This window comes from Mucilaginibacter sp. Bleaf8 (genome assembly GCF_018390515.1).
Lineage (GTDB): Bacteria > Bacteroidota > Bacteroidia > Sphingobacteriales > Sphingobacteriaceae > Mucilaginibacter.
The window spans coordinates 105876-129882 of the sequence record NZ_JAHBBK010000002.1 but is presented as its reverse complement, the minus strand read 5'-3'; the positions used below and the strand labels follow the sequence as shown (position 1 = coordinate 129882).

Annotated in this window: 19 protein-coding genes; 6 read left to right on the top strand and 13 right to left on the bottom strand. The window is 45.3% G+C overall.

Annotated elements, in window-relative coordinates; translation table 11 throughout:
* Positions 1 to 7: 7 nt before the first annotated feature.
* Positions 8 to 2524 (bottom strand): BamA/TamA family outer membrane protein, encoded by a 2517-nt coding sequence (locus KHS38_RS09490; RefSeq protein ID WP_249665350.1) that lies wholly within the window; start codon positions 2522 to 2524, stop codon positions 8 to 10.
* 354 nt (positions 2525 to 2878) lie between these two features.
* On the opposite strand from KHS38_RS09490, the gene KHS38_RS09485 reads away from it, so the two are divergent.
* Entirely contained in the window at positions 2879 to 3559 is a 681-nt protein-coding gene (locus KHS38_RS09485; protein ID WP_213488326.1) for a phosphatase PAP2 family protein, read from the top strand.
* Positions 3560 to 3624: 65 nt separating this feature from the next.
* Here the strand turns inward: KHS38_RS09485 and KHS38_RS09480 are convergent, their stop codons facing one another.
* The 5 genes from KHS38_RS09480 to KHS38_RS09460 form a co-directional block, all read right to left on the bottom strand.
* Positions 3625 to 5973, bottom strand: coding sequence for a hypothetical protein (locus KHS38_RS09480; RefSeq protein WP_213488325.1), 2349 nt, complete (start codon positions 5971 to 5973; stop codon positions 3625 to 3627).
* 64 nt (positions 5974 to 6037) lie between these two features.
* Positions 6038 to 6913 carry an SdiA-regulated family protein gene (locus KHS38_RS09475; protein WP_213488324.1) on the bottom strand — a complete coding sequence of 292 codons (876 nt, stop codon included), beginning with the start codon at positions 6911 to 6913 and terminating at the stop codon, positions 6038 to 6040.
* A gap of 24 nt (positions 6914 to 6937) precedes the next feature.
* Positions 6938 to 8980 (bottom strand): polyphosphate kinase 1, encoded by a 2043-nt coding sequence (gene ppk1, locus KHS38_RS09470; protein ID WP_213488323.1) that lies wholly within the window; start codon positions 8978 to 8980, stop codon positions 6938 to 6940.
* Positions 8981 to 8991: 11 nt separating this feature from the next.
* Positions 8992 to 10263 carry a Pycsar system effector family protein gene (locus KHS38_RS09465; protein WP_213488322.1) on the bottom strand — a complete coding sequence of 424 codons (1272 nt, stop codon included), beginning with the start codon at positions 10261 to 10263 and terminating at the stop codon, positions 8992 to 8994.
* Positions 10264 to 10551: 288 nt separating this feature from the next.
* The gene (locus KHS38_RS09460) at positions 10552 to 10791 is read right to left on the bottom strand and encodes a hypothetical protein (protein ID WP_213488321.1); all 240 of its coding nucleotides are present in this window, start codon (positions 10789 to 10791) and stop codon (positions 10552 to 10554) included.
* 119 nt (positions 10792 to 10910) lie between these two features.
* On the opposite strand from KHS38_RS09460, the gene KHS38_RS09455 reads away from it, so the two are divergent.
* Positions 10911 to 11558, top strand: a complete 648-nt coding sequence (locus KHS38_RS09455; RefSeq protein ID WP_213488320.1) for a DUF47 domain-containing protein — start codon at positions 10911 to 10913, stop codon at positions 11556 to 11558.
* Here KHS38_RS09455 and KHS38_RS09450 read toward each other — a convergent pair whose 3' ends face one another.
* Positions 11559 to 12653, bottom strand: a complete 1095-nt coding sequence (locus KHS38_RS09450; RefSeq protein WP_213488319.1) for a DUF3810 domain-containing protein — start codon at positions 12651 to 12653, stop codon at positions 11559 to 11561.
* Between the two features lie 221 nt (positions 12654 to 12874).
* Here KHS38_RS09450 and KHS38_RS09445 point away from each other — a divergent pair, with 221 nt between their 5' ends.
* Positions 12875 to 13789 (top strand): hypothetical protein, encoded by a 915-nt coding sequence (locus KHS38_RS09445; RefSeq protein WP_213488318.1) that lies wholly within the window; start codon positions 12875 to 12877, stop codon positions 13787 to 13789.
* Positions 13790 to 13910: 121 nt separating this feature from the next.
* Complete coding sequence (locus KHS38_RS09440; protein WP_213488317.1) at positions 13911 to 14615, top strand: DsbA family oxidoreductase; 705 nt, start codon at positions 13911 to 13913, stop codon at positions 14613 to 14615.
* Positions 14616 to 14689: 74 nt separating this feature from the next.
* Here the strand turns inward: KHS38_RS09440 and KHS38_RS09435 are convergent, their stop codons facing one another.
* The 3 genes from KHS38_RS09435 to KHS38_RS09425 form a co-directional block, all read right to left on the bottom strand.
* Positions 14690 to 15700, bottom strand: a complete 1011-nt coding sequence (locus KHS38_RS09435) for a fatty acid desaturase (protein ID WP_213488316.1) — start codon at positions 15698 to 15700, stop codon at positions 14690 to 14692.
* A gap of 147 nt (positions 15701 to 15847) precedes the next feature.
* Positions 15848 to 16369 carry a hypothetical protein gene (locus KHS38_RS09430; RefSeq protein WP_213488315.1) on the bottom strand — a complete coding sequence of 174 codons (522 nt, stop codon included), beginning with the start codon at positions 16367 to 16369 and terminating at the stop codon, positions 15848 to 15850.
* 75 nt (positions 16370 to 16444) lie between these two features.
* Positions 16445 to 17575: an alpha/beta hydrolase gene (locus tag KHS38_RS09425; RefSeq protein WP_213488314.1), complete on the bottom strand. Its 1131-nt coding sequence runs from the start codon at positions 17573 to 17575 to the stop codon at positions 16445 to 16447.
* Positions 17576 to 17744: 169 nt separating this feature from the next.
* Between KHS38_RS09425 and KHS38_RS09420 the strand changes: the two genes are divergently transcribed.
* Entirely contained in the window at positions 17745 to 19946 is a 2202-nt protein-coding gene (locus KHS38_RS09420) for a penicillin acylase family protein (protein WP_213488313.1), read from the top strand.
* 33 nt (positions 19947 to 19979) lie between these two features.
* On the opposite strand, the gene KHS38_RS09415 is transcribed toward KHS38_RS09420, so the two are convergent.
* On the bottom strand, positions 19980 to 20771 hold the full coding sequence (locus tag KHS38_RS09415; protein WP_213488312.1) for a DUF3050 domain-containing protein: 792 nt from the start codon (positions 20769 to 20771) through the stop codon (positions 19980 to 19982).
* Between the two features lie 145 nt (positions 20772 to 20916).
* On the opposite strand from KHS38_RS09415, the gene KHS38_RS09410 reads away from it, so the two are divergent.
* Positions 20917 to 21585, top strand: a complete 669-nt coding sequence (locus tag KHS38_RS09410) for a hypothetical protein (RefSeq protein ID WP_213488311.1) — start codon at positions 20917 to 20919, stop codon at positions 21583 to 21585.
* Here the strand turns inward: KHS38_RS09410 and fmt are convergent.
* On the bottom strand, positions 21575 to 22492 hold the full coding sequence (gene fmt, locus KHS38_RS09405; protein ID WP_213488310.1) for a methionyl-tRNA formyltransferase: 918 nt from the start codon (positions 22490 to 22492) through the stop codon (positions 21575 to 21577). The genes KHS38_RS09410 and fmt overlap by 11 nt on opposite strands.
* 189 nt (positions 22493 to 22681) lie before the next feature.
* Complete coding sequence (locus KHS38_RS09400) at positions 22682 to 23923, bottom strand: exo-beta-N-acetylmuramidase NamZ family protein (RefSeq protein ID WP_213488309.1); 1242 nt, start codon at positions 23921 to 23923, stop codon at positions 22682 to 22684.
* Positions 23924 to 24007 lie beyond the last annotated feature (84 nt).

The following is a 24007-nucleotide window of genomic DNA, read 5'->3' as shown; positions in this document are numbered from 1 at the left end:
GTATCTGCTAAAAACGATATCCCAAATTTACGTACACCATATGCCCTTCGCTCGATTTTGCGAAGGTTCCCTGAATCAGGAACAGGTCTGCCGGCACCAGGTACAAGCCACCGCCATAGCCATCATGCCAGCGCGCTGACGATTCGCCGGGCGTCCACACACGGCCAACATCATTAAATACGGTCATGCCTAAACTTCCGGGAAAAACGTAAGCGTTAAAATCAAACAGCTTGAGGCGCATTTCCAGGTTATTATATACCATGCTTTTGCCGGTAAAGCGCCAGGTACGATAACCGCGCAGGTTATCTGAACCTCCTAATTTCATTTGCTGAAAATATTCGGCGCTGCCAAAGGTGGTTCCCCCTCCTATCCGTGCAGCAAAAACCAATATGGAATCCTTATCCGGATTTACATAAAAGCTGAATTCGGATGATAACTGTGCATACCGGCTATGGTCCTGGTTAATTTGCTGTACACCGTTCAATGTGGTATTCCAGTAAACACCCTTGTTGGGCATTAAACCATTGTTACGGGTATCCAATTCGGCACCTGCAATCAACCCAGCATAGCTTTTGCTTGAGAATACATTTTGATCGGGCCGCTGTGCTGAGAAAGTACCCAGAAAGCGGTTCACATTATCTTCGGCACTGCTGTAGTAAAACTGACCAGTAACACCGCCGCTTAAACGCCAATCGCCATACTTATGGCTTAGGCGCGCATCACCGTACACATGGTCATATCGGTTCCTGAAAAAGCGGATGTTATCATTTTCGTCCCGGTAGCTGGTTTCGTTACCAATACCAAAGAAGTTGCTGATGTTATGTGGCCCGCGTGAGGTAACGCGAATATTCAAATCATTATTACCAATCAGCTTAATAAAATCGCCTCTGTAATTGATACGGAACGATTGGCGGTGAAAGGCATAACTAACCAGCAATTCCTGCCGCCACTCATACGGATCTTTGCGGAAGCCTTGCTTGGTATAAACCACCCCACCTGTCAGTATAACGCCGTAGTCATTATTATAACGGGCATAAATGATTGGCTCAAAGCGGTTATAAAGGAAGTTTTTACGGTCGAAGTAATTAACCGACGTATCCGCAGCCGTACGGATGCGCGCTTTTGACCGTTGCGGGTACACATTATCCTGATCCGACCGATCATAAACATACAGCTTACCTTTATTATTTACCTCATCGGCAACCCGGAAGGTATCCACATCAGATCCGCCTACCATGCGCACTTTAATGGGCGATTTGCCTTGTCCGGTTACATCAAAAGCATCGTTGCCGCCAAAGCCGTAAATGCGAACCTCATGGGTATAAGCCGGGTCAAAAGTACGGTGATAGATTTTGTGTGCCTCGGTACTGTCCTTCTTTACTTTATTGATGGTTACCTCTACCTTGCCGTTTTCTTTCTGCTCTATACTCACATGCTCGCGCTTGGCAGTGGCCGGCACATCTACTACGCCCGACAGGAAATGGAAGTACTCTATAGCCTGTTTACTCATAGCAGCACGTCGCGCTTTCATGATGCGCATGGTTTCGTCACCTACCAGTGCATACGCGTTAGACGGCATTTTATGCAGTGCCTTATCAATCACGTCGTCCGTTAAATGCGTTTGCACATAGGCAATCTGCTCCTGCCAGTCCTTTTCGTCCAGATCAGTGAGGAAGTAACGGTCAAAATAGCGGGCATTGAAGTTCCAGGTATTAATGTCGCGTATCTCTTCACGGTAAGGCTGAAACTTGGTTTTTAACCACTGATGCGCCACAATCCAGGGCAGTACGCCTGATGTTTTATAGTACACCTGGTCGCGGTCGCGCGGGATGGGAGTATAAACCGTCTTTTTCTTGGTCTTATCCTTGTCCCACCGCCACTGATCGTCGTGCCGGTCCCAATCGCCGATGATCATATCCAGCAGGCGTGCACGCAGCACCATTTTCTGGTCAACACTTACATCATTATCACCCCGCAACTTTCCCTGTACCTTTTTGGTATTGTCGGTATCTTCTGATTCTAAAGGTTCGCGTTCTTCAAATAAATAAACGGCATTTTTATAATCGTTCCGAAACTCGCCCAGTCCCGGGTCGTCTCCCACATACACAATCTCGGGGTTAGCGTGCGGAATGCCAAGGGCATCGGCCAGTGTAGGTACGGTTAAAGCAGCAAAGGGATTTGACGTTGATATCTGATCCTGTAATATGGCTTTGGCAATGGTAGGCCGCAAGTTGGCCGGCAAGGCCCGCTCAGGATACTTCTGTACCGAGCGCAATACCCATTCATGCCCCTGCTTGTCTTTTAACCGCAGGGAGCGGGTTTGCAGACCACCGCCTTTTTCGAGTACAGTAAGCCCGCCCTTTTCGTTACCCAGATGCATAACCCGCATATTGACGGGAAGCGCCCAAAGTTTGCGGTAGTTTTCCCCAAACAATACGCGGTGGGCCTGACTTACGTTGTTATAACCAGGCTCAATAGCTTTGGTTACCTCACCAGTTTTACCGGCTGTTTGCGCTGATGCCATATGCACTATGGCGAGGAAGGATACAAAGAAAGAGGAAAAATATTTTGCCTTTGGTTTATATATTACCATATTACGGAACAATAACTACCGGAATTTATCGTTATAGAAATCAATATCTAATGCACAGCGTGCTGCCAACTACAACACGCAACGTATCATTTTGTGATTGCAGATTATTAAAAATATATTAAATACACCACTTTGTCAAACAATCATCATTTGATTTAACTTCTTGAACCTTTATTTAATACCGGCGTATAAGTAACCAATTAGCCGTTCAACCCCTGATTATTTTATCATAAGTACTGTTTTTGAGGAAACTGTAAAACTTAGTAACCAATTCTACTTATATAAATGAAGTTTAAACTAATTGTATTAACTCTATTACTGCAGGCATCAATTGTACACTCTCAAAACTGGGATGTAAATTTGTTGAACAAATTAAACCCTAATGGCGGCGGCGAAAGCAGAGGATGGCGAATGTTATCAAACAATGCGGTTGTTATTTCGGCAGCAACCCCATTTACTATGTTCGCAGTTGGCGCTTTAACACATAATCAGAACTTAAAACACAATGCGCTTACGGCCGGTGCTGCTTTAATTGGTAATACATTAATTACTTATGGTATGAAGGATGCGCTTCAGCGCCAGCGGCCTTATGTTACCTGGGCTAATGAAATTACGCCGCAAGGTAAACCGGCAGGGGGTTACTCCTTCCCATCAGGGCATACATCTACCGTATTTAACATCGCAACTTCGTTAAGTTTATCTGTACCTAAATGGTATGTAATAGCACCTGCCTTTACATTTGCCACTGCTACCGCTTACTCACGCATGTATCGTGGCGCTCACTATCCGAGCGATGTATTAGGCGGAATTATTGTTGGTGCAGGATCATCTTACCTGACGTTTAAAATGCAAAAATTGATGTACCGCAACCGTTACCGTCGTGAGGCTGCACTGGCCAAACAAAACGAAACGCCGATGTACAACCCCATAGCATTATCAAAAACAGATACCCTCGTATCAAACTAAATATAAAAGCAAAACGGCCGATTAATGAATAACCGGCCGTTTTACTTTTATAACAGGCTATAGTTCTACTCTTCAAAGTTTACACTAACACGCAGGGCTTTTAAGCCGGCAACACCCTGTAACTCTTCCAACTCCAGATACTCAATTTCGGGTAACAGCATATTTTGCTGTTGCAGTTGCTTAATATAAGTTACCTGCTCGTCAGCTTCGCCATCTGTAAAATACACCAGGGCTATTTTACCGGGCTGCGTAAGGCGCTCAGTGCTGTTAGCCAGCTGCACTTTATCAATCCGTTTTTTAATTACCTCGTACCGGATATTATACGAGCCCTCCACATCAAACCTGCGCTCATCATTCCGGAAGCTGATATCAATAGGCATACTGTGTATAAATATCATTTGCGTGGTTTGCAGGGAGGCCGGCATATTTTCCAGCAGCCGGTGCGTTATCCGGGCCACTTCAACCATTGATGTTAGTTGCCAGATACGCATCTGTTTCAGGTACCCCGGCTGAAATGTAACTTTGGGCGCTATGGATTGCCCCAGGTAAATATCATACTCTACACCATCGGTACGTATCTTTTCAAAATAGCAGGGATATAGTGCCTGCAAATGCTTTTCGGCCTGTTCAAAATAGTTGTTTACCGCGCCGTTAATCATTTGCATGGCCATTTCAAGCCGGTTACGATGCGTAAAGGCAGGCCCTTCACAATCCCGTCCTATAATATCCAGGTATGGATCCACCATATCAGCAGCATCCGGGTACTGTTGCTTGATGTGCATCAGGTGCAAACCGGCGTCGCTTTCCAAAAACTGCTCAATTTGTATTTCATCACTGGTGTTGATGAAACCACCGGCCACTTCCAGCCATTTACTCGATTCCTCGATCAGGCCTTTCCACTTGGCATCCGGGTAATGCTCGTTAAGTAAACGTAGTGATTTAAGCAATAGGTTTAGCACACGCCTCATATCTTGCTGCAAGGCCAAGTTGCGTTCAATGGTTGAGTTACGAATATCTATGGCACCATAAAGCGGATAAACATCACTAAAAACTATGTTACCAATTTTAACCTGGTTGTTCTTGTTTTTAGGGATGCGTAACCATTTCCAGGCCACCTCATTAAACTTCCATTGCACAGAAGGCTGCAGGGAAGTGAACTTATCCTTAATAACCGCATCTATCCTGTCATTGAAGTGCTCCACACTGTTTTGCAGCAGCTGTGCGATGAGCGGCAGCGCAAACTCCAGTCGCGAAAGCAAATTCTCGTAAAAAACCAGCTCTTTCTCAGAGTACAATTCCATTACCCCAGCTATATGGCGGTGATAGAAAACGGGTATCACCGCGTACGATTTTATGCCAGCCTGCTTAAGCGTTTTCAGGAAAAAGTACTTCTGCTGCTTAGCCTCAGATATGGAGCTGAAAAAAACAGCTCTCGGGTCGGACTCATAGCGGTCAACCAAAGCACAAAACATTTCTTCGGCCAGTCCATATTGCTGGGCAGTTTTAATAAGGATACTTTGTGATCCCGAAGCATAATCGAATACCGGCCCGCCGTTTAGTTTCAGGAACGGTAGTAAGCCAAAATTAACGTTATCGTCTTCGGTAAGGGTTTTGAGTGAGTAAATTACCTGTTTATACAGTTCCTCCTCATTGTCAACCACGTTGTTTATAGCTTCGCGGATGTTGTCGATAGACCGGCGAAGGGTAACATCTTCCATGGTAATTACAGAGAAACCCTCAAAGCGGAAAAGGCTAAGCGGTAATATATCCATTAAAATATCTACGCCGCCTTCCTCATGCAGGTAATTCTCTATGGTTTCAAAATCAAGCTCGGGCAAATCGCCTTTTACTTTGATTTCTACAAAGCTGGTATCGATGTGTATGCGGTAATAACGGCTCAGGCCGGTATGCGCATTAGCGTAAGAGTAGTAAACATGGTTGCTTAGTACCGATGTAAAATCATACAGCCTTTTTAAAATCAGCCTGTATATGTATTCGAGCTGCTGCTGATAGAAAGCATCTTTATTGCTGATGATGGATGGCTTTACATTGTCGTTCGCCTGATCGTTTACAAATTCATAAAAAGCATCGGTACTGTACAATATTTTGTTGGGCACCGGTGTGCTCAACGCCCACAGGTAATCTTTTTCGCTTAGCAAGGCTGGCGAAAGGGCGCTGTAAATCAGTTCAAGCGCATACTCATCCCGTTTAATTTGATTGGCCTCGGGCGCATGCCCTGCCTGCATGTACTCCTCAAAGTGATCGAGCACAAAGCGGTAGAACCTCCCTTTTACCGTATGCTCTTCCAGCAAACGTTGTTGCAGATGGTCGGTAAAAGACTTAAAAGATAAAGCTGTTTCTACCAGCTTCAGGTCCGACAAGCTTTTGTTTATATAAAATGACGTAGTTTGCATAGATTGCCTCAGGCAAATCAATCATTAAGATTTGATTAGAACAACGAATTTACAACTAACTACCTCACTTTTTGTTGGGGAAATACTGAAATTCTAAAATATTACCTTTATTTAACTCATCTCCCTCGTTTGAGATAAATAAATCGCCCCGTTTATTAAAAGCCATCCCCTCAGGTTGCCTAAAATGTTTGGAATTTGTAGTATAAGCTGCCTTAACCTGAAAGTTTGCATCGGTAACTACAAGCAGATTGTTTACGGCCGATATGATAAACCATTGCTTGGTGCGCGGATGCAGTGCCATAGCCGACGGGCGGAACTTGATTTTTTTATCGCCGGTTATCTGTTTTATCTGGTCTACTTCTATCTTGAAATTACCGGCAGCCTGTAAATTGCCATCGGGTTGCAGGTTAAAGATATAGCCCGAACTGCTTTGTGACGTTTTTTCGTCATCACAGTTTTTGCAAAGCACGTATACTTTTTTGGTTGCCTCATCGGCATACATACTCTCATATTCGCCAGGTGGCAACAGATCATCAAACTCCCGTACATTGGCTACTTCGGGGCCATTGATTTCGCTTAGCGGAAACTCATACAGCTTGCCATTACTTTTCAGCACAATCACACGGTCGTTACAGATGGCTATATCCTCGTAATCGCCGTGCTTGCCAAATTTGGTTTTCTGAAACTTTGGCGCAGTTACCCTGCCATAAAACAACCGGCCGTCTTCATCCTGTATGGCATAAACGGTTTTGGAATCCAGTTTATTAAAAGCTATGCCCGATATTTCCAGCAAATCCTCGGGCATACCGTGGCGTTCTGGCTCGCGAAAGTTATACCCCACCGGACTTTTATATACCTGCTGGTTACTCTGTCCACAAGAGGAAATACCTGTCATCCCAATAACGATAGCCAACAAAGGGGCAATAGCAGTTTTAATCATATAGTTTATACTCTTTAATGATAATCAGTTTCCCGGCTTGCTTTTCAGCAACTCATAGATCTGCTGCTGTGACCGCACGGGTGCATTATTATCTTCAACAGGAATATTGTTAAGTTGTTCGTCAATGCGCACAGCTTGTTGATTGTCGCGCAGTTGCAGGTCCAGCAGCTGCAGCATTTCTTCACGTATATTAGTATCCTCTACCGGGAAACAAACCTCTATGCGGTGGTATACATTGCGGTTCATCCAATCGGCCGAACCCATGTATATTTTAGGTTCGCCCTGGTTACCGAACACAAATATGCGCCCGTGTTCCAGGTAGCGGTCAATGATGCGGGTTACTGTGATATTTTCGCTCATGCCGGGTACACCGGGTATAAGGCGGCAAATACTGCGCACCAGCATTTTAATTTTCACCCCGGCCTGTGATGCCTCGTAAAGTTTATTAATCAGCACCTCCTCTTCCAGATTATTCATCTTGATGTGGATGTAGGCCGGCTTGCCTTGCCGGGCTAAAGCAATCTCTTCGTCTATCAGTTCCAGAAAGCGCTTTTGCAAATTAAACTGCGCTACCAGCAAATGCTGAAACGGAATCAAATCAGCAGCCGACGGCTTTTCACGCCGGGCCAAGAACAGGAACAGCAGCTCCATTTCGCGCAGTAAATGGTGCCTGGCCGTAAACAGCACATGGTCGGTGTAAAAGCGGGCGGTATTTTCGTTGAAATTGCCTGTAGCCAGCAACCCCCGGTATTGCGTACGCTCGCCCGAAGCCAGTTTTACCAATGCTATTTTGGCATGTACTTTTAACGCGGTAACGCTGTATATGAGTTTTGCCCCCGCGGCCTTTAGCTTTTTAGCCCACTTTACATTGTTGGCCTCATCAAAACGGGCCTTCAGCTCAATCATTACATGTACCTGCTTGCCATTTTTTGCAGCGCTTATCAGGGCGTTTACAATTTTGGAATCACTGGCTACACGGTATAGGGTTACGTAAATTTCCTGCACATCGGGCCGAATGGCTGCTTCGTTAAAAAAACGCAGTACGGCATGGTAATCCTGATACGGCGGGTGCAAAATAAAATCGCGCTCGCCTATGCTGTCAAGTAATGATTGCTCCAGTTTTAAAGCGCCAGGTCGCAAAGCCGGCCACTTGGGTGCTGACAGCGCCGGGTTTTTAACCGGGAATGATGACAAGTCGCGCAGGTTGTGGTACATGCCACCGGCCACCAGGCTACCATCCTTCAGGTTAAATAGTTGCGCTATGATGTTAAGGGCTCGCAATGGTAAGCCCGGTTGGTACAAAAAGCGGGTAGCCAGGCCAAAGTCGCGCTTGTTCAATTGCCTTTCTACCGCCTCGGCCAGGTCAACGTTGTACTCATCCTGAATGTCTAAATCAGCATCGCGGGTTACCTTAAAGCTATAGCATCCGGTAACGGTACCTGTAAATATTTTATCTAAATGATAGCGGATAACATCGTCCAGAAAAACAATATAGGTTTCCTCCCCGGCACCTACCGTGTGGAAGCGTGGCAATTCATCTGACGGGATATTGACTGCCATCAGTTTCTCTTTGCCATCCTGTTGTAACAGCACCAAAAAGTAGAGCTTATTATTTTCAGGAAAAAAACGGCTTTCATCTGTAATTTCAACAGGCTGCAAAAAGGCCAGCACTTCACCTAAAAAATAGTCGGTTACATCCTGCCTGATCTCTTGGGGCAAGGGCAGGTTATACAGCAGCTGGATATGATTTTGCTGTAATTGAGGCAAAATCTCTTCGCGCAAAATCTGGCCGTAACGTTCCTGCTGAACCTGTATCAAGTTCTGCGCCTGCAGATAAGCATTGGCCTGCACCTCTATGTTTACCGCTTTATGATTGCGATTATGTAGCTTTTCCAACGCCCTAAGCACCGGCATGCGCACCCGGTAAAACTCATCCAGATTGGAAGAGTAGATAGACAGGAAACTAATCCTGTCGAGCAGGGGTACGGCTGGGTTTTCAGCTTCCTGCAAAACCCGCCCGTTAAAGGTAAGCCAGCTTAAATCACGGTTAAAAAACTGAGGTTGCATAAGGGATGCTGTTAATGTCCGTTTCCGTTAATAACTGATGCTACGATGAAAGCAAGCACTGATATAATCAGGCCAAACATAAAAATGTTGTACGATGCACGCAGCAGGCGGTACTTGCGGCCCAACACAATGCCTTGCGAGTATACGTCGATAATAAGACTGCCGTATAAAAACTCACGGTCGGCCATTACATCGCGCATACCGGCGATATAGTCCTGCAGGCTCATGCGGTAAAAGTTACCAAAAAACAGCAGGTTTACCTTTTTCTCGTCCACATCCTGGCGAGTAAATGTACCCGGTGGCAAAGATGGACGGGTAGCCAATATGGCAAAAACCATGGTGGTAAGGCTTACCAATAATATAATGGCAGTTGGTATGATCAGGTAACTATAATCTTCCAACCGGCGCAACAGCAAACTGATAATGGCTGATAGAATAATGGAGTTAACCGTAATCATGATATGCGCCTTGTTATCGGCCATATCGCTCAGGCGCTGGTGATTGCTTGATGTTACCCGGAACATCGTTTCAATACCTTTTTCGGGGCGTTCTTTTTTATCCACCTTTTTTTCCTGGTATATTTTGGTGGCTTCGGCTACGGCCTGCGGTGCATTTTGCACCGGTTGCGATTGCAATTTAGATTCCGGCTTTGATTCCACCACAGGTGCGGCCTGTAATTCGGCCTGCCATGCAGCCTCTTTATCTTTTAGCGCCTGCACGTTACGTACCTTACCGGCATCCAACAACAGCCGGGCATAATCGGTATGGTAATGGTGGCTCTCTAAAAAGCGAATGGTTTTCTGGCGCCAGTCGTGCTTGCTCATATCGCGGTTAAACACGGTATTAAACTCTTTGCGCATCAGCTTATTCTTATCGCTGAAGGTATCGGTGCCTAAATGAAACAAATCGGCATCGCAAATAATTTCCTGCAGCAAACCCGTTGGTGCTTGCGGCATTTTGGTTGCCATAATGCAGCCCTTAACTTCGGTAATAATGGCCTCATCTATATGCTCGGAGCGCAAATACCCTTCGGCAATGCGGGCACTTTCTTCTTCATGCTGTTGCATGTTTACAAAGTAGCCGGTGTCATGAAACCAGGCCGCGGCAATTACGATAAAGAAATCCCGGTCATTCAGCTGGTAATGATTACTGATTTGGGTAGCCGATTTAACTACTTCCTGTATATGTGTAAGGTTGTGATAAACCAGCATTTTGGTATCCTGACCGGCGTAGTATGAAAGCACGTACTGCTTTACGCGATCCAGCGTTTCTTGATAATTCATAGCAAAAGATAAAAGGTTACACTAAGGTAGTAACTTGTGCAAGATAACTGATAAGAATGATATGTTCATTTGTACAGCTAACGGCTTGCTGTGTGTAAATATGCAAAACGGCCGTTTGGTTTTATTTTGTACATCTAAAGTGATAATCTGTACAATATTTTGTCGGGATTATGACAAGGCTGCCATGCCTCCTTACTTATAATCATCACCTTTAAAAACAAAACTACCGGCCCAATATACTGGTGCCGGTAGTTCAATCATCTTTTACGCGCTGTAAACAAACTTCACTTAAGCTTTTTTAAAGGTATCAGCAATAGAGAGCAACTCGCCGCGGGTTATCATTTCAGGATCATTAAACTGTTGCATAACGATGCTTCGCGGAAAGTTGATATGCCCCCGGCTTGTGAGTACCACCACGCCACCGTCATGTGTACTATGGTCTTTATAGTTACCAATTTGTGCATTAAACTCAGACAGGCGGATCAGCAATTCAACAATAGCGTAAGTGGGTAAATCGTCTTTTGGCATGGCGCAAAATTAAGTTAACATATTTATAATTATGTATTAACATTATGTTAACACATTTTCAATTATTTAACATTATGTTGATAAAATTTTATATTTAAGCCATTACTCAAATTTCACCTATGAAAACTTCTTTTTTTGGACAGATGCTGCCTGATAACAACCAGATGTTTTATGGCTTATTCAACAAGGCGGCTACAACCAGTACCCATATGGCTAAACTGCTGCACGAAGCCGTGAGCAAAAACATGGTATTAGGGCAAAACACCTACTTTAGCCAGATTAGCCGTTACAAAAATGAAGCAGCCGAGTTAAAGCGCCAGGTATATGCTGTATCTGGCAAATCGCTTATTTCGCCGTTTGAGCGTAATGACATGTATGCATTGGTTACGGCATTATCAAACGTGTCTGATTATATCGACATCTCGGCCCGGCGGATCAATTTATATACCATTGACAATATCACTACGCCAATTAAAGACTTTTGTGAAGTGATAGTAGAAGCCAGCCACGAACTGGAGAGATGCGTACGCTCATTACACAATTTGCGTGATGCCGAAACTATTACCCAAAGCTGCAATCATATCAAACAACTGGAGCATAACGCCGACAATATTTACGACAAAGCAGTAGCCTCATTGAATGCCGAGGAAACAGACATATTTCAGCTAATTAAATATGGCGAAATATATGCCGCCCTGGAAAGAACAACCGATAAGTTTGAGGATGTGGCATATATTATTGAAAGCATTCTGGTAAAAAACAGCTAACTAAGGCTGTTTAGCTGCTTTTCCAAACAGCCCGGGCCTACGGTGCTTATAGTAAACCATCGTTAGCCTGATCATCTGATTGTAGGTAAACAGCCCGGCTGGCTGGTTATTCGCTTTCAAAAAATGGTCGTACAACAAAGCACTCAATATCCCTGCCTTGCTTTCAAAACCGGTCCAGTAGGCTCTATCTGCTTTGATATCCGCCTTTACTATGGGTGATAAGCGTTGCTTGTATTGTTTTTGCAATACGGAATCGCGTTGGCGAAGATGATGTAAAAACTCTACTGCTGCCATGTAATAGGCCGAGTAACGCAGCAACCTGTCGCCCGATTCAACACCTGCCACAAAGCCTATATAATTCGCCTCATCCTCACGCCCGTATCCCATCTGGTGCCCCATTTCGTGGCAGCAGGTTACCGGCTTGTTCACAACAGGCATCTGGTAATTCATCTGCGCTTCGCCTGTAAAGGGATTATAGTAGCCTAAAGTACTCATGAAGTTGAGCGCCGGCGTAAACATAGCAGGCTTTACATGCGGGTAACGAGCCAAAAAGGCCGGCTCTTGTCGGCCTACTTGGCCAATGGCCAAAACAGCATGCTGGTATATGTCTGTATTGCTTTGCTGCCTGTCGGCCGGTGTCAAGGCAGCGGCGCTGGCGTTTACGCTGTCAATCAACAACGCAGTTACATTTTTCAGGTCGGTAAGCGTGTAACTGGTATCTTGCCGGTAAACGGTTTGCGCTATAGGCGGCCTGAAATAGTTAAGGCCCCAAAAGCTATAAAACATTACAGCAACAAGCTGTAATACCACCACTACTTTCAGAAACGTGTAAGTAGCCAAGCGGTAATTCTTTTTAACGAGCCACACCACAGATCTTATAAGCGCATATACTAACCATACAATGAGAAGCACATAGCCGATATCACCTAAACTGAACGGCAGCCAGTTCAGCAAGGCATGCAATAAGCTGGCAATAACCGGGTAGAAACGACGTGAATAATACTGCTCTATAAAATCAGGAAAATGCGATGCAACATTTAATGCAACCATTATGCCGCCCAATATAGCGACGATTAGAAGTCGCTTTTTTACCATGTGAGTCGATATATCGGGTATGCGCATGCCGACAAATTAGTGCTGATTGCTCACATGTACAAGCTAAGCTGCATATAATGACTTTAAGTAAACGATTGCTCACGCCATTGCACAGCCAACAAACTCTCAAACAAACCAATCGCTTATTACAAAATCATTATCAAATACACTAATTTAATATTAACATCATATCAAAACCATTACTTTTGCGTTATAACGTTATGCTGATCAATAAACTGCGCAAAAAGAGATTGCTGTTGCCCATCCTGATTTTCATTTTGGAACTGGCGGCTTATGCACAAAAGAAAGGCGAAGATAAAGGCTTAATAAGCGGGCACCTGCAGTCTGCAATATTGGATGAAACATCGGGCGTGGCAGCATCGTGGACACATCCTGACATCTATTATATTCATAATGACAGCGGCGACACCAGTCGTTTTTTTGCCATTAACCCGCAGGGGCAGTTAAAGGGCACTTATTATTACAAAGGTGAATCGGCCGGTAAAGGCCGCTTTGGCGTGATGGATTGCGAAGACATTGCCGTAGGCCCCGGTCCGCAGGCTGGTAAAGGCTACGTTTATGTGGGCGACATTGGCGACAACAATGCATTACGCAAGCATATCACGGTGTATCGCATACCCGAACCTGCCTTAACCGATAGCTCGATCAACCTACATGCTACACAACTGTATTTAAAATATCCCGACGGCCCTAAAGATGCAGAAACCATGATGGTTGACCCGGTAGATAAGCTGTTGTACATTGTATCCAAACGGCGTGGCTCCGTAAACGTTTATACCGCACCACTTAATTACCAGGATAAAGATACGGTAACTTTAACCCGGCAATGCCAGTTGCACTTTAAAGGCTTGCAGCCACTCAAATGGATTGTAGGGGGCGATATTGCCAAAGATGGTTCGCAGATTTTATTGAAGAGCTACGCCAAAGTTTATTACTGGAAACGCACACCGGGTCAGCCCGCCTGGCAGGCCATGCAGCAAAAGCCGCAGGAATTACCTTATGAGCAGGAACCGCAGGGCGAAGCTATTGGCTTTGCACCCGATGGCAAAAGCTACTACACCATCAGCGAAAAAGCCAAAGCAGCTATTTATCATTACCCCATACCACAAAAGTAGCTCGCGGATCATCACTTGTACACATCATAGCCACTGTCATGCCTTCGCAACATAACTGAGTATAGTTGCCCAACAATAGCCTATCCCCTATTTTTGCTTTACACCGCAAAATTGAACAAAAATGAAAGTAAAAATATGGTCGGATGTAATGTGCCCGTTTTGCTACATTGGCAAGCGCCGCTTTGAGCAGGCTTTAGCTTCTTTTGATTTTAAAGACCAGATTAAGATTGAATGGAAAAGCTTTCAGCTTAACCCTTTACTAAAAACCAACACCGAGGTTAATATCTATCAATCACTGGCTGATAGCAAAGGCTGGCAGCTGGACTACTCTAAACAAGTACACAGCCAGGTAACCGAAATGGCTGCACAAGCCGGGTTAACGTACAATTTTGACCAAGCCATTGTAGCCAATAGTTTTAAGGCTCACCGCTTTAGCCACCTGGCCAAACAACATGGCTTGGGCGATGCTGCCGAAGAACAACTCTTTAAAGCTTACTTTACCGATGGCAAAAACATTGACGATACGGATACTTTGATAAGCCTGGGCGTTAACTTGGGCTTAGATGCCCAGGAAGTAAAGCAAGCGCTGGAAAGTGAAGCTTTCACCGACAAGGTGTATGCGGATATTGAGGAAGCCGAGCGTTTAGGCATCAGGGCTGTACCCTTTTTTGTAATGAACGACAAGTATGCCGTATCAGGTGCGCAGGCTTCCGAAGTGTTTTTCAGCACACTGGTTACCGCTTATAGCGAGTGGCAGCAACAGCAGCCGGCAGGTTTACAAGTTATTGAAGGCCCTGCTTGCGACATAGATGGCAACTGCGACTAATAAAAATATAACATTAAATACGAAAGCCGGCATACATGGAGTATGCCGGCTTTCGTATTTATATTGATGTAAACTTATACTGCTGAAACATTTGCCTCTGGTGCAACCGGTGCATCTTTGTATTTAGGCGTACCAATTTTACCACGGTTAGATCTGGCTGTACGTGAAAATACAGACAATTCCCTGTCGAACAAAAACTCGAACAGTAAGCGGGTATAGGAGGTATGATAGCCCAGATTGTCATAATGACCGTTAGCCATTGCTTTTAACTTAGGCAGGTTGTTCCAGGGCACTGATGGAAAATCGTGGTGCTCATTGTGGTAACCTACGTTCAGGTTAAATACATTCAGGCGGCCATAATAACTTTTGGTTTCCTGCTCGCCGTGAGTAAGAAAATGCTCTTGTACCCAACGTGCGCCAAGCGGGTGTAAACCTACCGAAAAGAAAAAGCTCAACATCAGATACAGTACAGCCATACCACCAAAAAAGTAAGCTACTGTAGCTACAAATGCTATTTCAACTACCCAGTTTACAATGGTCCAGCCATCAATCAGGTTAATTTCTTTTAATCTGAACGGACGTAGCGCCTGAAATATAGGGTAAAACAACAACCACATAGCCTTGCCGAAAGTAGAATTATTGATCAGCTTAGCTTCCCATCTGAATGGCATATCGGCATCCATAGCCTCTACCCCTTGATAGGTATGGTGTTTTAAGTGATATTTTTGGAAAGATACCGAACTTGGCATCATGAGCGGTAAATTGGCGAAGATACCAGCCCATATATTAAGCGTTTTGTTTTTGAACACCAGGTTGTGCGAACACTCGTGAATACAAACAAACAAACTATGGCAGGCAAACGCGCCAACGCAATAAGCGGCTAATGCATTCCAGTACCAGGCAGCATCTCTAAGTACCCAGGCCATTACTACCTGTAAACTTACACAAAACGCAATTACCAGGAAAGTATAAGGATTGCGGCCTATTAACTGCCGTATTTCTGGATGTTCTTTAATGATAAATTTAGTACGCTGCTTGTGTGGTTCGCTCTCATCCGACCACCGGAAACTCTTTTTCTTTGCCATTTGACTGTATCGTGTGTAGTTTTTTAACTCTATAAATATAATTATATTGTCAAAATGGCCGAAATAATAATATAAAAAAACCGCGAAGAGAACTTTAAGGATGTTCTAATCGCGGTTTTAAGGAGTATAGTAGTAATGTACTTGCTGTTAAATTAAAACACCGTATGGTACAAGTACTACTCCCTGATGTGAAGATGTTACACCATTGGCATAATCATCGCCATCTACAAAATACTTTTCGTTTTCGATCAAAATACGGTGACCACCTACTCTGAAATCACCTTTAATGTGAAATACGGCACCCGGTTGCTGTGCTGCAATCTCGTTTACAATATGGCTTGAAAGGCCGGCCACATCGCTTTCGTCCAGTTGATGAACTTCCAGTATAGGATGGTGGTTGGCATCGCGGTAAAAACCAATACGCTTGTCGTCAGATTTGATCATGATATTGGTACCTACCTGTGGCTGATTATTGGTGATACCGATCACTTCGTCATCAGTCGAATTAACATTAGCATCTACAGCAAGCAAATGATCGGCTCTGCTATCATGATGACTGTATGGTGAAAGGACTTTTAAAAATTCGATACGTTGATCAGCATCCGCATAGCTAACCGTAGGCTGCTCGCTTATAAAGACACTGGTTCCGATAATGAATGCATATTTCATACAATTAGTGGCTATGGTTAATAACTAAACAATAAACTACCGCCAAAAATGTTTTAACCCGCCTTTAAGATATAGCTATTTAACCACCGATTGCAAAAAGCGATTCACAGCATAAGCAGACAATTGCCCGCCCGGCCCATTCAGATGATAATCAAACCCATGGGTGGCCCAGTGCAGCTGTAGCCAATAATGCGGTATGCCGTTGCTTTGCAATTTGGCATCCAGCCGCCGGCTGTGCTCATAAGCAACCAGCACATCATTGCCCCCATGGATGATGAGCGTAGGTACGGTTTGGCGGTTCACAAATTCAATGGGTGAACTAGCTGCATAATTTTGCGGTGCCTGCGGGTAGTAGCCGCCCAAATAGTTGGCCATTACCCGGCGCGAATCCATCACCAGTTTACTGGCCGGAACGGAATAACCCCAAACCATATCTGCCGGGCCATAAAAATCAACAACCGCTTTTATACCCGCATGTGGCAAAGTGTAGCCAGCCAGTAAGGCTACCTGTGCCCCGGCCGAACGGCCTAACAGCACAAACTGGCTGATATCAATTTGCAACTCATCTGCATGGTTGCGCAGATAGGTTAAAGCCGCGTCTACATCCTGCACAGGGGCGGGGCTTTTCCATTTTGGCGACAGCCGGTAATTGATGCTGGCCACCTGATAACCGGCTTTTGCCAGATATGTATTCAACTCGGGCAACTGCCGGCTATCGCCGCTGCTCCATGAGCCGCCATGAATAACCACCACGCATGGCCGCTTACCTTTTGCAGCGGCAACATAATAGTCAAGCGTTAAACTTATATCGGGATAACTTACGTAAGTCACGGTTTTATACGATTGTTGGTCGGCATTTTTAAACAACCGGCCAAAAGTGAATGGCGCTGGTAAAGGTTGTGCGGCTGGCGCGCCACATAATAGCAAAGCCTTATCCATTTCCTTTGGCAGCGTTTTACCTATACGCCAGGCGCTCACTATAGGCCATAAAAACAACAGAAGCGCAGTTACGCCAAACAAGGTGCCGGCCAGCCGGTACTTCCCTACCCACCAGCCCGAAAGCAGCAGCAACATTGTACCACCAATAAAGATGAGTGAATACTCGCCCGCCATAATAGCCAGCATCCACAAATGATAAGTAGGCGCATTAAAAACTACCAGTATTGAAATCAGTAGCAATACGATTAACAGAATAAGGCGAAGCATAATGTTTGTTGTAAGGTTAAAGATGTCAAAATGTTTGATAATGCTTTGCACTCTCTTTGGCAGAAAGGTTATTCGACATAAAATTATTACAATACCAACTCAGGAAACAGCCGTCAAAACACCTCGAAATTCGCTACTTTTCATCCGGTAATACATTGCACTGCTTTACATGAAAAAACTTTTACTCGCCTTGTGCTGCCTGCTACCGGCACTGGCTATGGCACAAAAATCAACCCTTGCTGAAATTACCCGCTACCAGGCACAAGCCAAACGGGTTACCATTATTCGCGACAACTGGGGCGTACCGCACATTTATGCCAAAACAGATGCCGATGTAGTATTTGGCTTACTGTATGCGCAATGCGAGGAAAATTTCAAAGGCATTGAACGTAATTACCTGTACCAACTGGGCAAGCAGGCCCATGCAGATGGTGAAAGCAGCTTGTATACCGATGTGCAATTACAATTAATTGCCGACAGTGCCGATGCGATCAAGGAATACAGGAACAGCCCCCTGTGGTTTAAAAAGCTGATGGATGCTTTTGCTGATGGCATAAACTACTATTTATACCAACACCCGGAAACTAAGCCACAGGTGCTTAAACACTTTGAGCCCTGGTATGCCCTCATGTTTACGGATGGCAGCGTAAGCGCCACCGTTACAGGCGGTATCAATTTGAATGAAACCCGCCAGTTCTATTCTGGCGCGCCCGATGCCAGGTACGGCGCGATTAAAGCACCGGCTTTAAGTTTAGAGGATAAAGCTTTTGACCGGGAGATTGGTTCAAACGGCTTTGCCATTGGTCCGGCCAAATCGGCCTCGGGGCATGCCATGCTGTATATCAATCCGCATGTACCGTTTTATTTCCGGTCGGAGGTGCATTTGGTGAGCGAGGAGGGTTTGAATGCTTACGGTGCTGTTACCTGGGGGCAGTTTTTTATATATCAGGGCTTTAACCCACACTGCGGCTGGATGCATACCTCGAGTAATGCCGATGTGGGCGATGTATACTTGGAAAAAGTAACTAAAAAAGGCGCTGCATGGTTTTATGAATACAACGGCCAGCAAAAGCCGGTTACGCAGCGTAAGCTCACCATCAACTGCAAAAAAGGCGACAGCATTGTACCGGTAACTATCACCGGCTTTTATACACACCACGGCCCGGTGCTTGGCAGTCGCAATGGGCAGTGGCTTAGCATGAAAGCCAATAACCGCTCCTACAATGCCTTGCTCGAATCATGGCTCATCACCAAAGCCAATAATTATGCGGCGTATAAGAAAGCGATGGACCTGCTATCCAACGCTACCAATAATACCGTTTATGCGGATGACAAAGGCAACATCGCTTTTTGGTACGGCAACTTTATGCCGAAGCGAGACGCCAAGCTGGACTGGACGCAGCCTGTAGACGGCACCACCCCTGCAACCGAATGGCAGGGCCTGCATACCCTGAGCGAGATTGTGCAGCTACACAACCCTAAAGCCGGCTGGATACAAAACTGCAATGCCACACCTTATGCATCTGCCGGAGCGGAAAGCCCTGCGGCCAGCCAATACCCGGCTTACATGGCACCCGATGGCCAAAACTATCGCGGCATAAATGCCATCCGTTTATTTGACAACCCAGAGAAACTAACACTGGATCAGTTGATTGGCAAAGGTTACGACCGTTACTTAGCAGCGTTTGATGTACTATTGCCGCCTTTATTCAAAGCTTATGAACAGGTGAGCGACACCGCACTTAAAAGAGTTTTAACGCCGCCAATTCAACACTTGCAAAAATGGGATAGAAATTCCGCAGTAAACTCGGTAGCTACTACGCTTGCGGTTGAATGGGGAACCCGGATATTGGGCGCATTGCCACGGCCAGCATCAGCCGAAGAAGGAACCTACCAAACCAAACGAGTGGAACAATTGATTCAATCAATCACATCAGAGCAACTTATGGCGACCTTGCTGGAAACCATGGCCGACCTGCGTAACCGCTACGGCACCTGGCAGGTACAGTGGGGTTATATTAACCGCTACCAGCGCCCGGCAGATGGCATTACATACAATGATAGCTTGCCCAGCTTACCCGCTGCATCTACGGCATCTACCTTTGGGCAGCTGCCATCGTTTGTGAGCCGTGTTGCGACAAACACACGCAAACGTTACGGGTACTCAGGCAACAGCTTTATTGCCGCAGTAGAATTTGGACCGCGCATCAAAGCCAAATCAATTATTACCGGTGGACAAAGCTTTTCGCCTGCATCCAGGCATTTTGCCGATCAGGCACAGATGTACCTAGACGGCAAATTCAAAGACATATTATTTTATAAGGAAGACGTGCTTAAGCACGCTGAAAGAAAATATCACCCCGGTGAATAATCGCCCGGGTGATATTTATTAATAGAGTATAACTTATACTAACTGACCAGCTTCGATAGTAGTGAGGATACCGTTCCACAAGGCAATGCGTGCCTGTAGGGCAGCTTCAACTGCCTGCGCAGCCTCTGCCCACCTGCCTTCATCTTCGCCGCAAAGTTCGGCTGTCATCTGGTAGGCTAGGTGTGAGTGATGGTCGCCATCTACCTCAATATGGCGCTCCAGGTAATACAGCAATAAATCAACTTTACCCGGAAACTGGTTATTGATCTCTTTTACCATACTGATAAACATATCCGGTATCAAATCCTCGCGGCCAAAGGTAAACACGGCGGCTTGCAAGTGAGCCTGATTGGTATCAATCACATCAAACGTGTGCCGGGTAAAACGGCGGGCGGCTTCAGGTATATCGGCAATAATCAGTGCTTCATCTATATTTTTGCCGTTTTGCAATTCATGAAACAACGCATTAATGCCTTTAGCACCGCTACCCGATTGCTGCATAGCGCGCAGATACAGCTCGAAGTGGCTTGTACGGTTGCCCTGCTCATCGATATCGCTTTCCTCACCAGTTACAATTTCGTTGATAAGGTAACGGGTGTTGGCGCTTCCTACCGGCATCCAGGGCACATGTGTGCAGGTGAGCTTTTGCTGCAAGGCTTTCAGTAACGACATAAAATCCCATACGGCAAAAGCATGGTGTTCCATAAACGTATTCAAATCATCCAGGCTGCTAATGCGGCGGTACAAGGGATGATTGATTAGCTGCTGTCTTAAAGGTTCAATCTGTTCTTTTAATCGGGTGATACGGAAATTCAAATCTGCCATAAAAAATTATAATCGTTGCCGAAGCATCAAAGTTAACAGGCGCAACCGAATAAACCTTGCGCAGCAACTTTTTTGACGATAATTTGATGGCCCACACCAACAAACCATCTACACAGCTGCTTTGTTGCGTATCAAAACCTGTGCAATGTTACAAGCTCCTACCCCGCCCGATGGTGGCATGCTGTATACCGAAACCAACTTACAACACTTATTCCCCGAACCCTGGAACATGGTTACCTCGGCACTGTTCCTGATACCGGCCTTTTATTGGATTATAAAACTAAAGGTATTTAACCGCGAGTACACCTTTTTAAGCATTGCTGTATGGATACTGCTGGTTGGTTGCATAGGCAGTACAGTTTACCACGGCTTGCGCCAATGGCGTATCTTTATTTTTATGGATTGGGTACCCATAGCCCTGCTTTGCCTGCTGGCCAGTATTTATTTTTGGATGAAGCTAATCGGCAAGTGGTTGTATGGCATGATTGCCCTCGGGGTGTTTGTAGGTACAGAAATCATCCTAAGACAGCTATGGAGTGGCATAAGCATGCATATCCTTATTAGTGTAAATTACGGCATTATGGTACTGATGATTGTGCTGCTACTAATTTTATTGCTTGTTAAAATGCGCGGCCACAATGCCTGGCTGGTAGCTATCGCTTTTATGATGTTTGCCTTAGCGTTGTTTTTCCGCGTGGCCGATCAATGGGCGTGGCTAAGCATCGGTACACATTTTTTATGGCATACCTTTGGCGCTATAGCCACGTCCGTTATACTGGTATTTATTTACCGGTTAAAGCAATTTAAAGCCTGATGCCGCGCAGAAATTCTTCGACGCCCATACGCTTTTTACCTTCCAGCTGTACATCGGTAAGGTTCAAATAACCGTTATCGCACACAAACTTCAGGAAAGTTTTATTATCGCTTACAAAGGTACCAGGCTCTGCCTCGGGTGCGGCATACTCTTTTTCGGCCCGGAATACTTTAAGCGTTTTGCCGTTAAGCTCGGTAAAAGCTGTAGGGTACGGACTCAGGCCGCGAATAAGGTTGTACACCTTATCAATCGGTTGGTTCCAGTTAATGCGGCAATCATCTTTAAAAATTTTAGGTGCGTGCTTTAGCTCCTGCCCTTCAATCAGCTGCTCCTGCGGGTTCTCGGTATAGCGACCGCTCTCAATAGCTTTTACTGTTTTAACCAGTAAACCTGCGCCTTTCGCCATCAGGCGGTCGTGGTATTCGCCGGCAGTGGTATCATCGGTAATACCCACCTTTTCTACAAATAATATATCGCCGGTATCTATCTCGTGCTTTAAAAAGAAGGTAGTTACCCCGCTTTCAGGCTCGCCGTTGATGATGGCCCAGTTAATAGGCGCTGCACCACGGTACTGCGGCAGCAATGAGGCATGCAGGTTAATGGTACCTTTAGACGGCATGTTCCAAACCACCTCGGGCAGCATTCTGAAAGCGACTACTACCTGCAAATCTGCATTCAAAGCTTTAAGCTGCTCTAAAAACTCTGGGTTTTTCAGCTTTTCGGGTTGCAATACCGGTAAGCCGTGGGCTACCGCATACTGTTTCACGGCCGATTCGCCCAGCTTTTGCCCACGGCCAGCAGGTTTATCGGGAGCTGTTACTACACCCACCACTTCGCATCCGGCTTCCAGTAAAGCATCCAGTGAAGCTACGGCAAATTCGGGCGTACCCATAAAAACTATTCTCATAGCAGTTGTAAATTGTATAGATGTTTAAGTTTACTTAGTTGTATTTGTCACGGCTATAAAGGAAGCATATTTTGCCCTTGGTTGTTTGCCATGAAGCAGAATTTTACTTCCTGATTGCGAACAAATGATGGCATCGCCGTTCACTTTCGCAACCAAGCCAATAGTTGCTGCAAGGTACAACAAATACCATTATTGGTAAATCAGATACTTGTTGCGCATTTCTTTAAACTGGCTGAGTGCAGGTTCCCAACTTTCACGTATCGCCTGCTCGGTTAAGCCGGCTTCTATCTGCCTGCGCAATTTATCTGTACCGGCCAGCTTGGTAAAGTAGGCATTAAAAAAGTGGGCCTTGTCCGGAAAAACTTTATACATGCTCAGCAGCCAGCTTAAATTAAGCTGCTTATTTTCCCGGATGAGGTTAGTATCATAACCACGCAAATCAATGCCATAGCATACTTGATTTTTTTGTGGCGGATTATCGCTCATGCCCGCAATACTCACCGGCTTAAATGAAAATTTATATTTACCCTTTAAAGCCGGATGTCCCACCACCTGAAACGGAAACATAGTACCCCTACCTAAACTAAGCGTTGTAGCCTCAAAAAAACACAGACCCGGATACAACAGTATGGATTGCTGCGTATTAAGGTTAGGCGATGGGTTTACAGGTAAATCATAAGGCATATTGTGCGCATAGTTAGCCATCTGGATTATTTTAAGTTTGCACTGCACTTTGTTTTTCAGCCAGCCTTCGCCATTAATCATTTGGGCATATTCGGCTATAGTCATGCCGTGCAGCACCGGGATGGGATGCATACCTACAAATGACTTAAATGCGGTATCGAGCACCGGGCCGTCTACATAAAAGCCATTGGGGTTAGGCCGGTCAAGCACCATCAGTTCAATGTTGTTTTCGGCGCAGGCTTCCATCACATAATGCAATGTTGATATATAGGTATAAAAGCGCGTGCCTACATCCTGAATATCAAACACCATCAGGTCAATATCTTTTATATCATCAACCGAGGGCTTGTACTTGCTGCCATATAAGGATACCACCGGTATGCCGGTTTTGGCATCCACACTGTTATTTACGGTTGCGCCATCACTGGCATTGCCCCTGAAACCATGCTCGGGACCGAATATCTTTTTGATGCTGATACCGGCTTTAACCAAGCTATCCACCAAAGGCATTTTTGTGGTACCTATTATTGAGGTGGGGTTAACTACCATACCAATCTTACGCCCTTTCAGGTAGTCGAAATACAAATGTGGATGATCGGCCCCGGTAACTATAGCCTGCGCTTCTGTATGCCGCGATGGCGCTTGCCTGATGGCTCCGATGGGGCGTTGCTTTTTAAACTGCCCCTGGCAGGTGGTGCTTAGCAAGGTAGCTAGAGCTATAACAATGGTATTGAAGGTAAATTGCATGGTAGATTAAAGTTAAAAAACAATTGGACAGTCCATTAGGTTTAACAGCAAATCCGCATATTTGCGAAAGTATAAAAAACTATC

What these genes read in the sequence shown, in the direction of transcription:
- KHS38_RS09490 (WP_249665350.1), bottom strand. Translation starts at nt 2,524, where the DNA reads ATGGCATCAGCGCAAACAGCCGGTAAAACTGGTGAGGTAACCAAAGCT.
- KHS38_RS09420 (WP_213488313.1), top strand. Translation starts at nt 17,745, where the DNA reads ATGAAAAAACTTTTACTCGCCTTGTGCTGCCTGCTACCGGCACTGGCT.
- KHS38_RS09480 (WP_213488325.1), bottom strand. Translation starts at nt 5,973, where the DNA reads ATGCAAACTACGTCATTTTATATAAACAAAAGCTTGTCGGACCTGAAG.
- KHS38_RS09435 (WP_213488316.1), bottom strand. Translation starts at nt 15,700, where the DNA reads ATGGCAAAGAAAAAGAGTTTCCGGTGGTCGGATGAGAGCGAACCACAC.
- KHS38_RS09485 (WP_213488326.1), top strand. Translation starts at nt 2,879, where the DNA reads ATGAAGTTTAAACTAATTGTATTAACTCTATTACTGCAGGCATCAATT.
- ppk1 (WP_213488323.1), bottom strand. Translation starts at nt 8,980, where the DNA reads ATGCAACCTCAGTTTTTTAACCGTGATTTAAGCTGGCTTACCTTTAAC.
- KHS38_RS09410 (WP_213488311.1), top strand. Translation starts at nt 20,917, where the DNA reads ATGTTACAAGCTCCTACCCCGCCCGATGGTGGCATGCTGTATACCGAA.
- KHS38_RS09475 (WP_213488324.1), bottom strand. Translation starts at nt 6,913, where the DNA reads ATGATTAAAACTGCTATTGCCCCTTTGTTGGCTATCGTTATTGGGATG.
- KHS38_RS09450 (WP_213488319.1), bottom strand. Translation starts at nt 12,653, where the DNA reads ATGGTAAAAAAGCGACTTCTAATCGTCGCTATATTGGGCGGCATAATG.
- KHS38_RS09425 (WP_213488314.1), bottom strand. Translation starts at nt 17,575, where the DNA reads ATGCTTCGCCTTATTCTGTTAATCGTATTGCTACTGATTTCAATACTG.
- KHS38_RS09460 (WP_213488321.1), bottom strand. Translation starts at nt 10,791, where the DNA reads ATGCCAAAAGACGATTTACCCACTTACGCTATTGTTGAATTGCTGATC.
- KHS38_RS09415 (WP_213488312.1), bottom strand. Translation starts at nt 20,771, where the DNA reads ATGGCAGATTTGAATTTCCGTATCACCCGATTAAAAGAACAGATTGAA.
- KHS38_RS09455 (WP_213488320.1), top strand. Translation starts at nt 10,911, where the DNA reads ATGAAAACTTCTTTTTTTGGACAGATGCTGCCTGATAACAACCAGATG.
- KHS38_RS09465 (WP_213488322.1), bottom strand. Translation starts at nt 10,263, where the DNA reads ATGAATTATCAAGAAACGCTGGATCGCGTAAAGCAGTACGTGCTTTCA.
- KHS38_RS09430 (WP_213488315.1), bottom strand. Translation starts at nt 16,369, where the DNA reads ATGAAATATGCATTCATTATCGGAACCAGTGTCTTTATAAGCGAGCAG.
- fmt (WP_213488310.1), bottom strand. Translation starts at nt 22,492, where the DNA reads ATGAGAATAGTTTTTATGGGTACGCCCGAATTTGCCGTAGCTTCACTG.
- KHS38_RS09400 (WP_213488309.1), bottom strand. Translation starts at nt 23,923, where the DNA reads ATGCAATTTACCTTCAATACCATTGTTATAGCTCTAGCTACCTTGCTA.
- KHS38_RS09445 (WP_213488318.1), top strand. Translation starts at nt 12,875, where the DNA reads ATGCTGATCAATAAACTGCGCAAAAAGAGATTGCTGTTGCCCATCCTG.
- KHS38_RS09440 (WP_213488317.1), top strand. Translation starts at nt 13,911, where the DNA reads ATGAAAGTAAAAATATGGTCGGATGTAATGTGCCCGTTTTGCTACATT.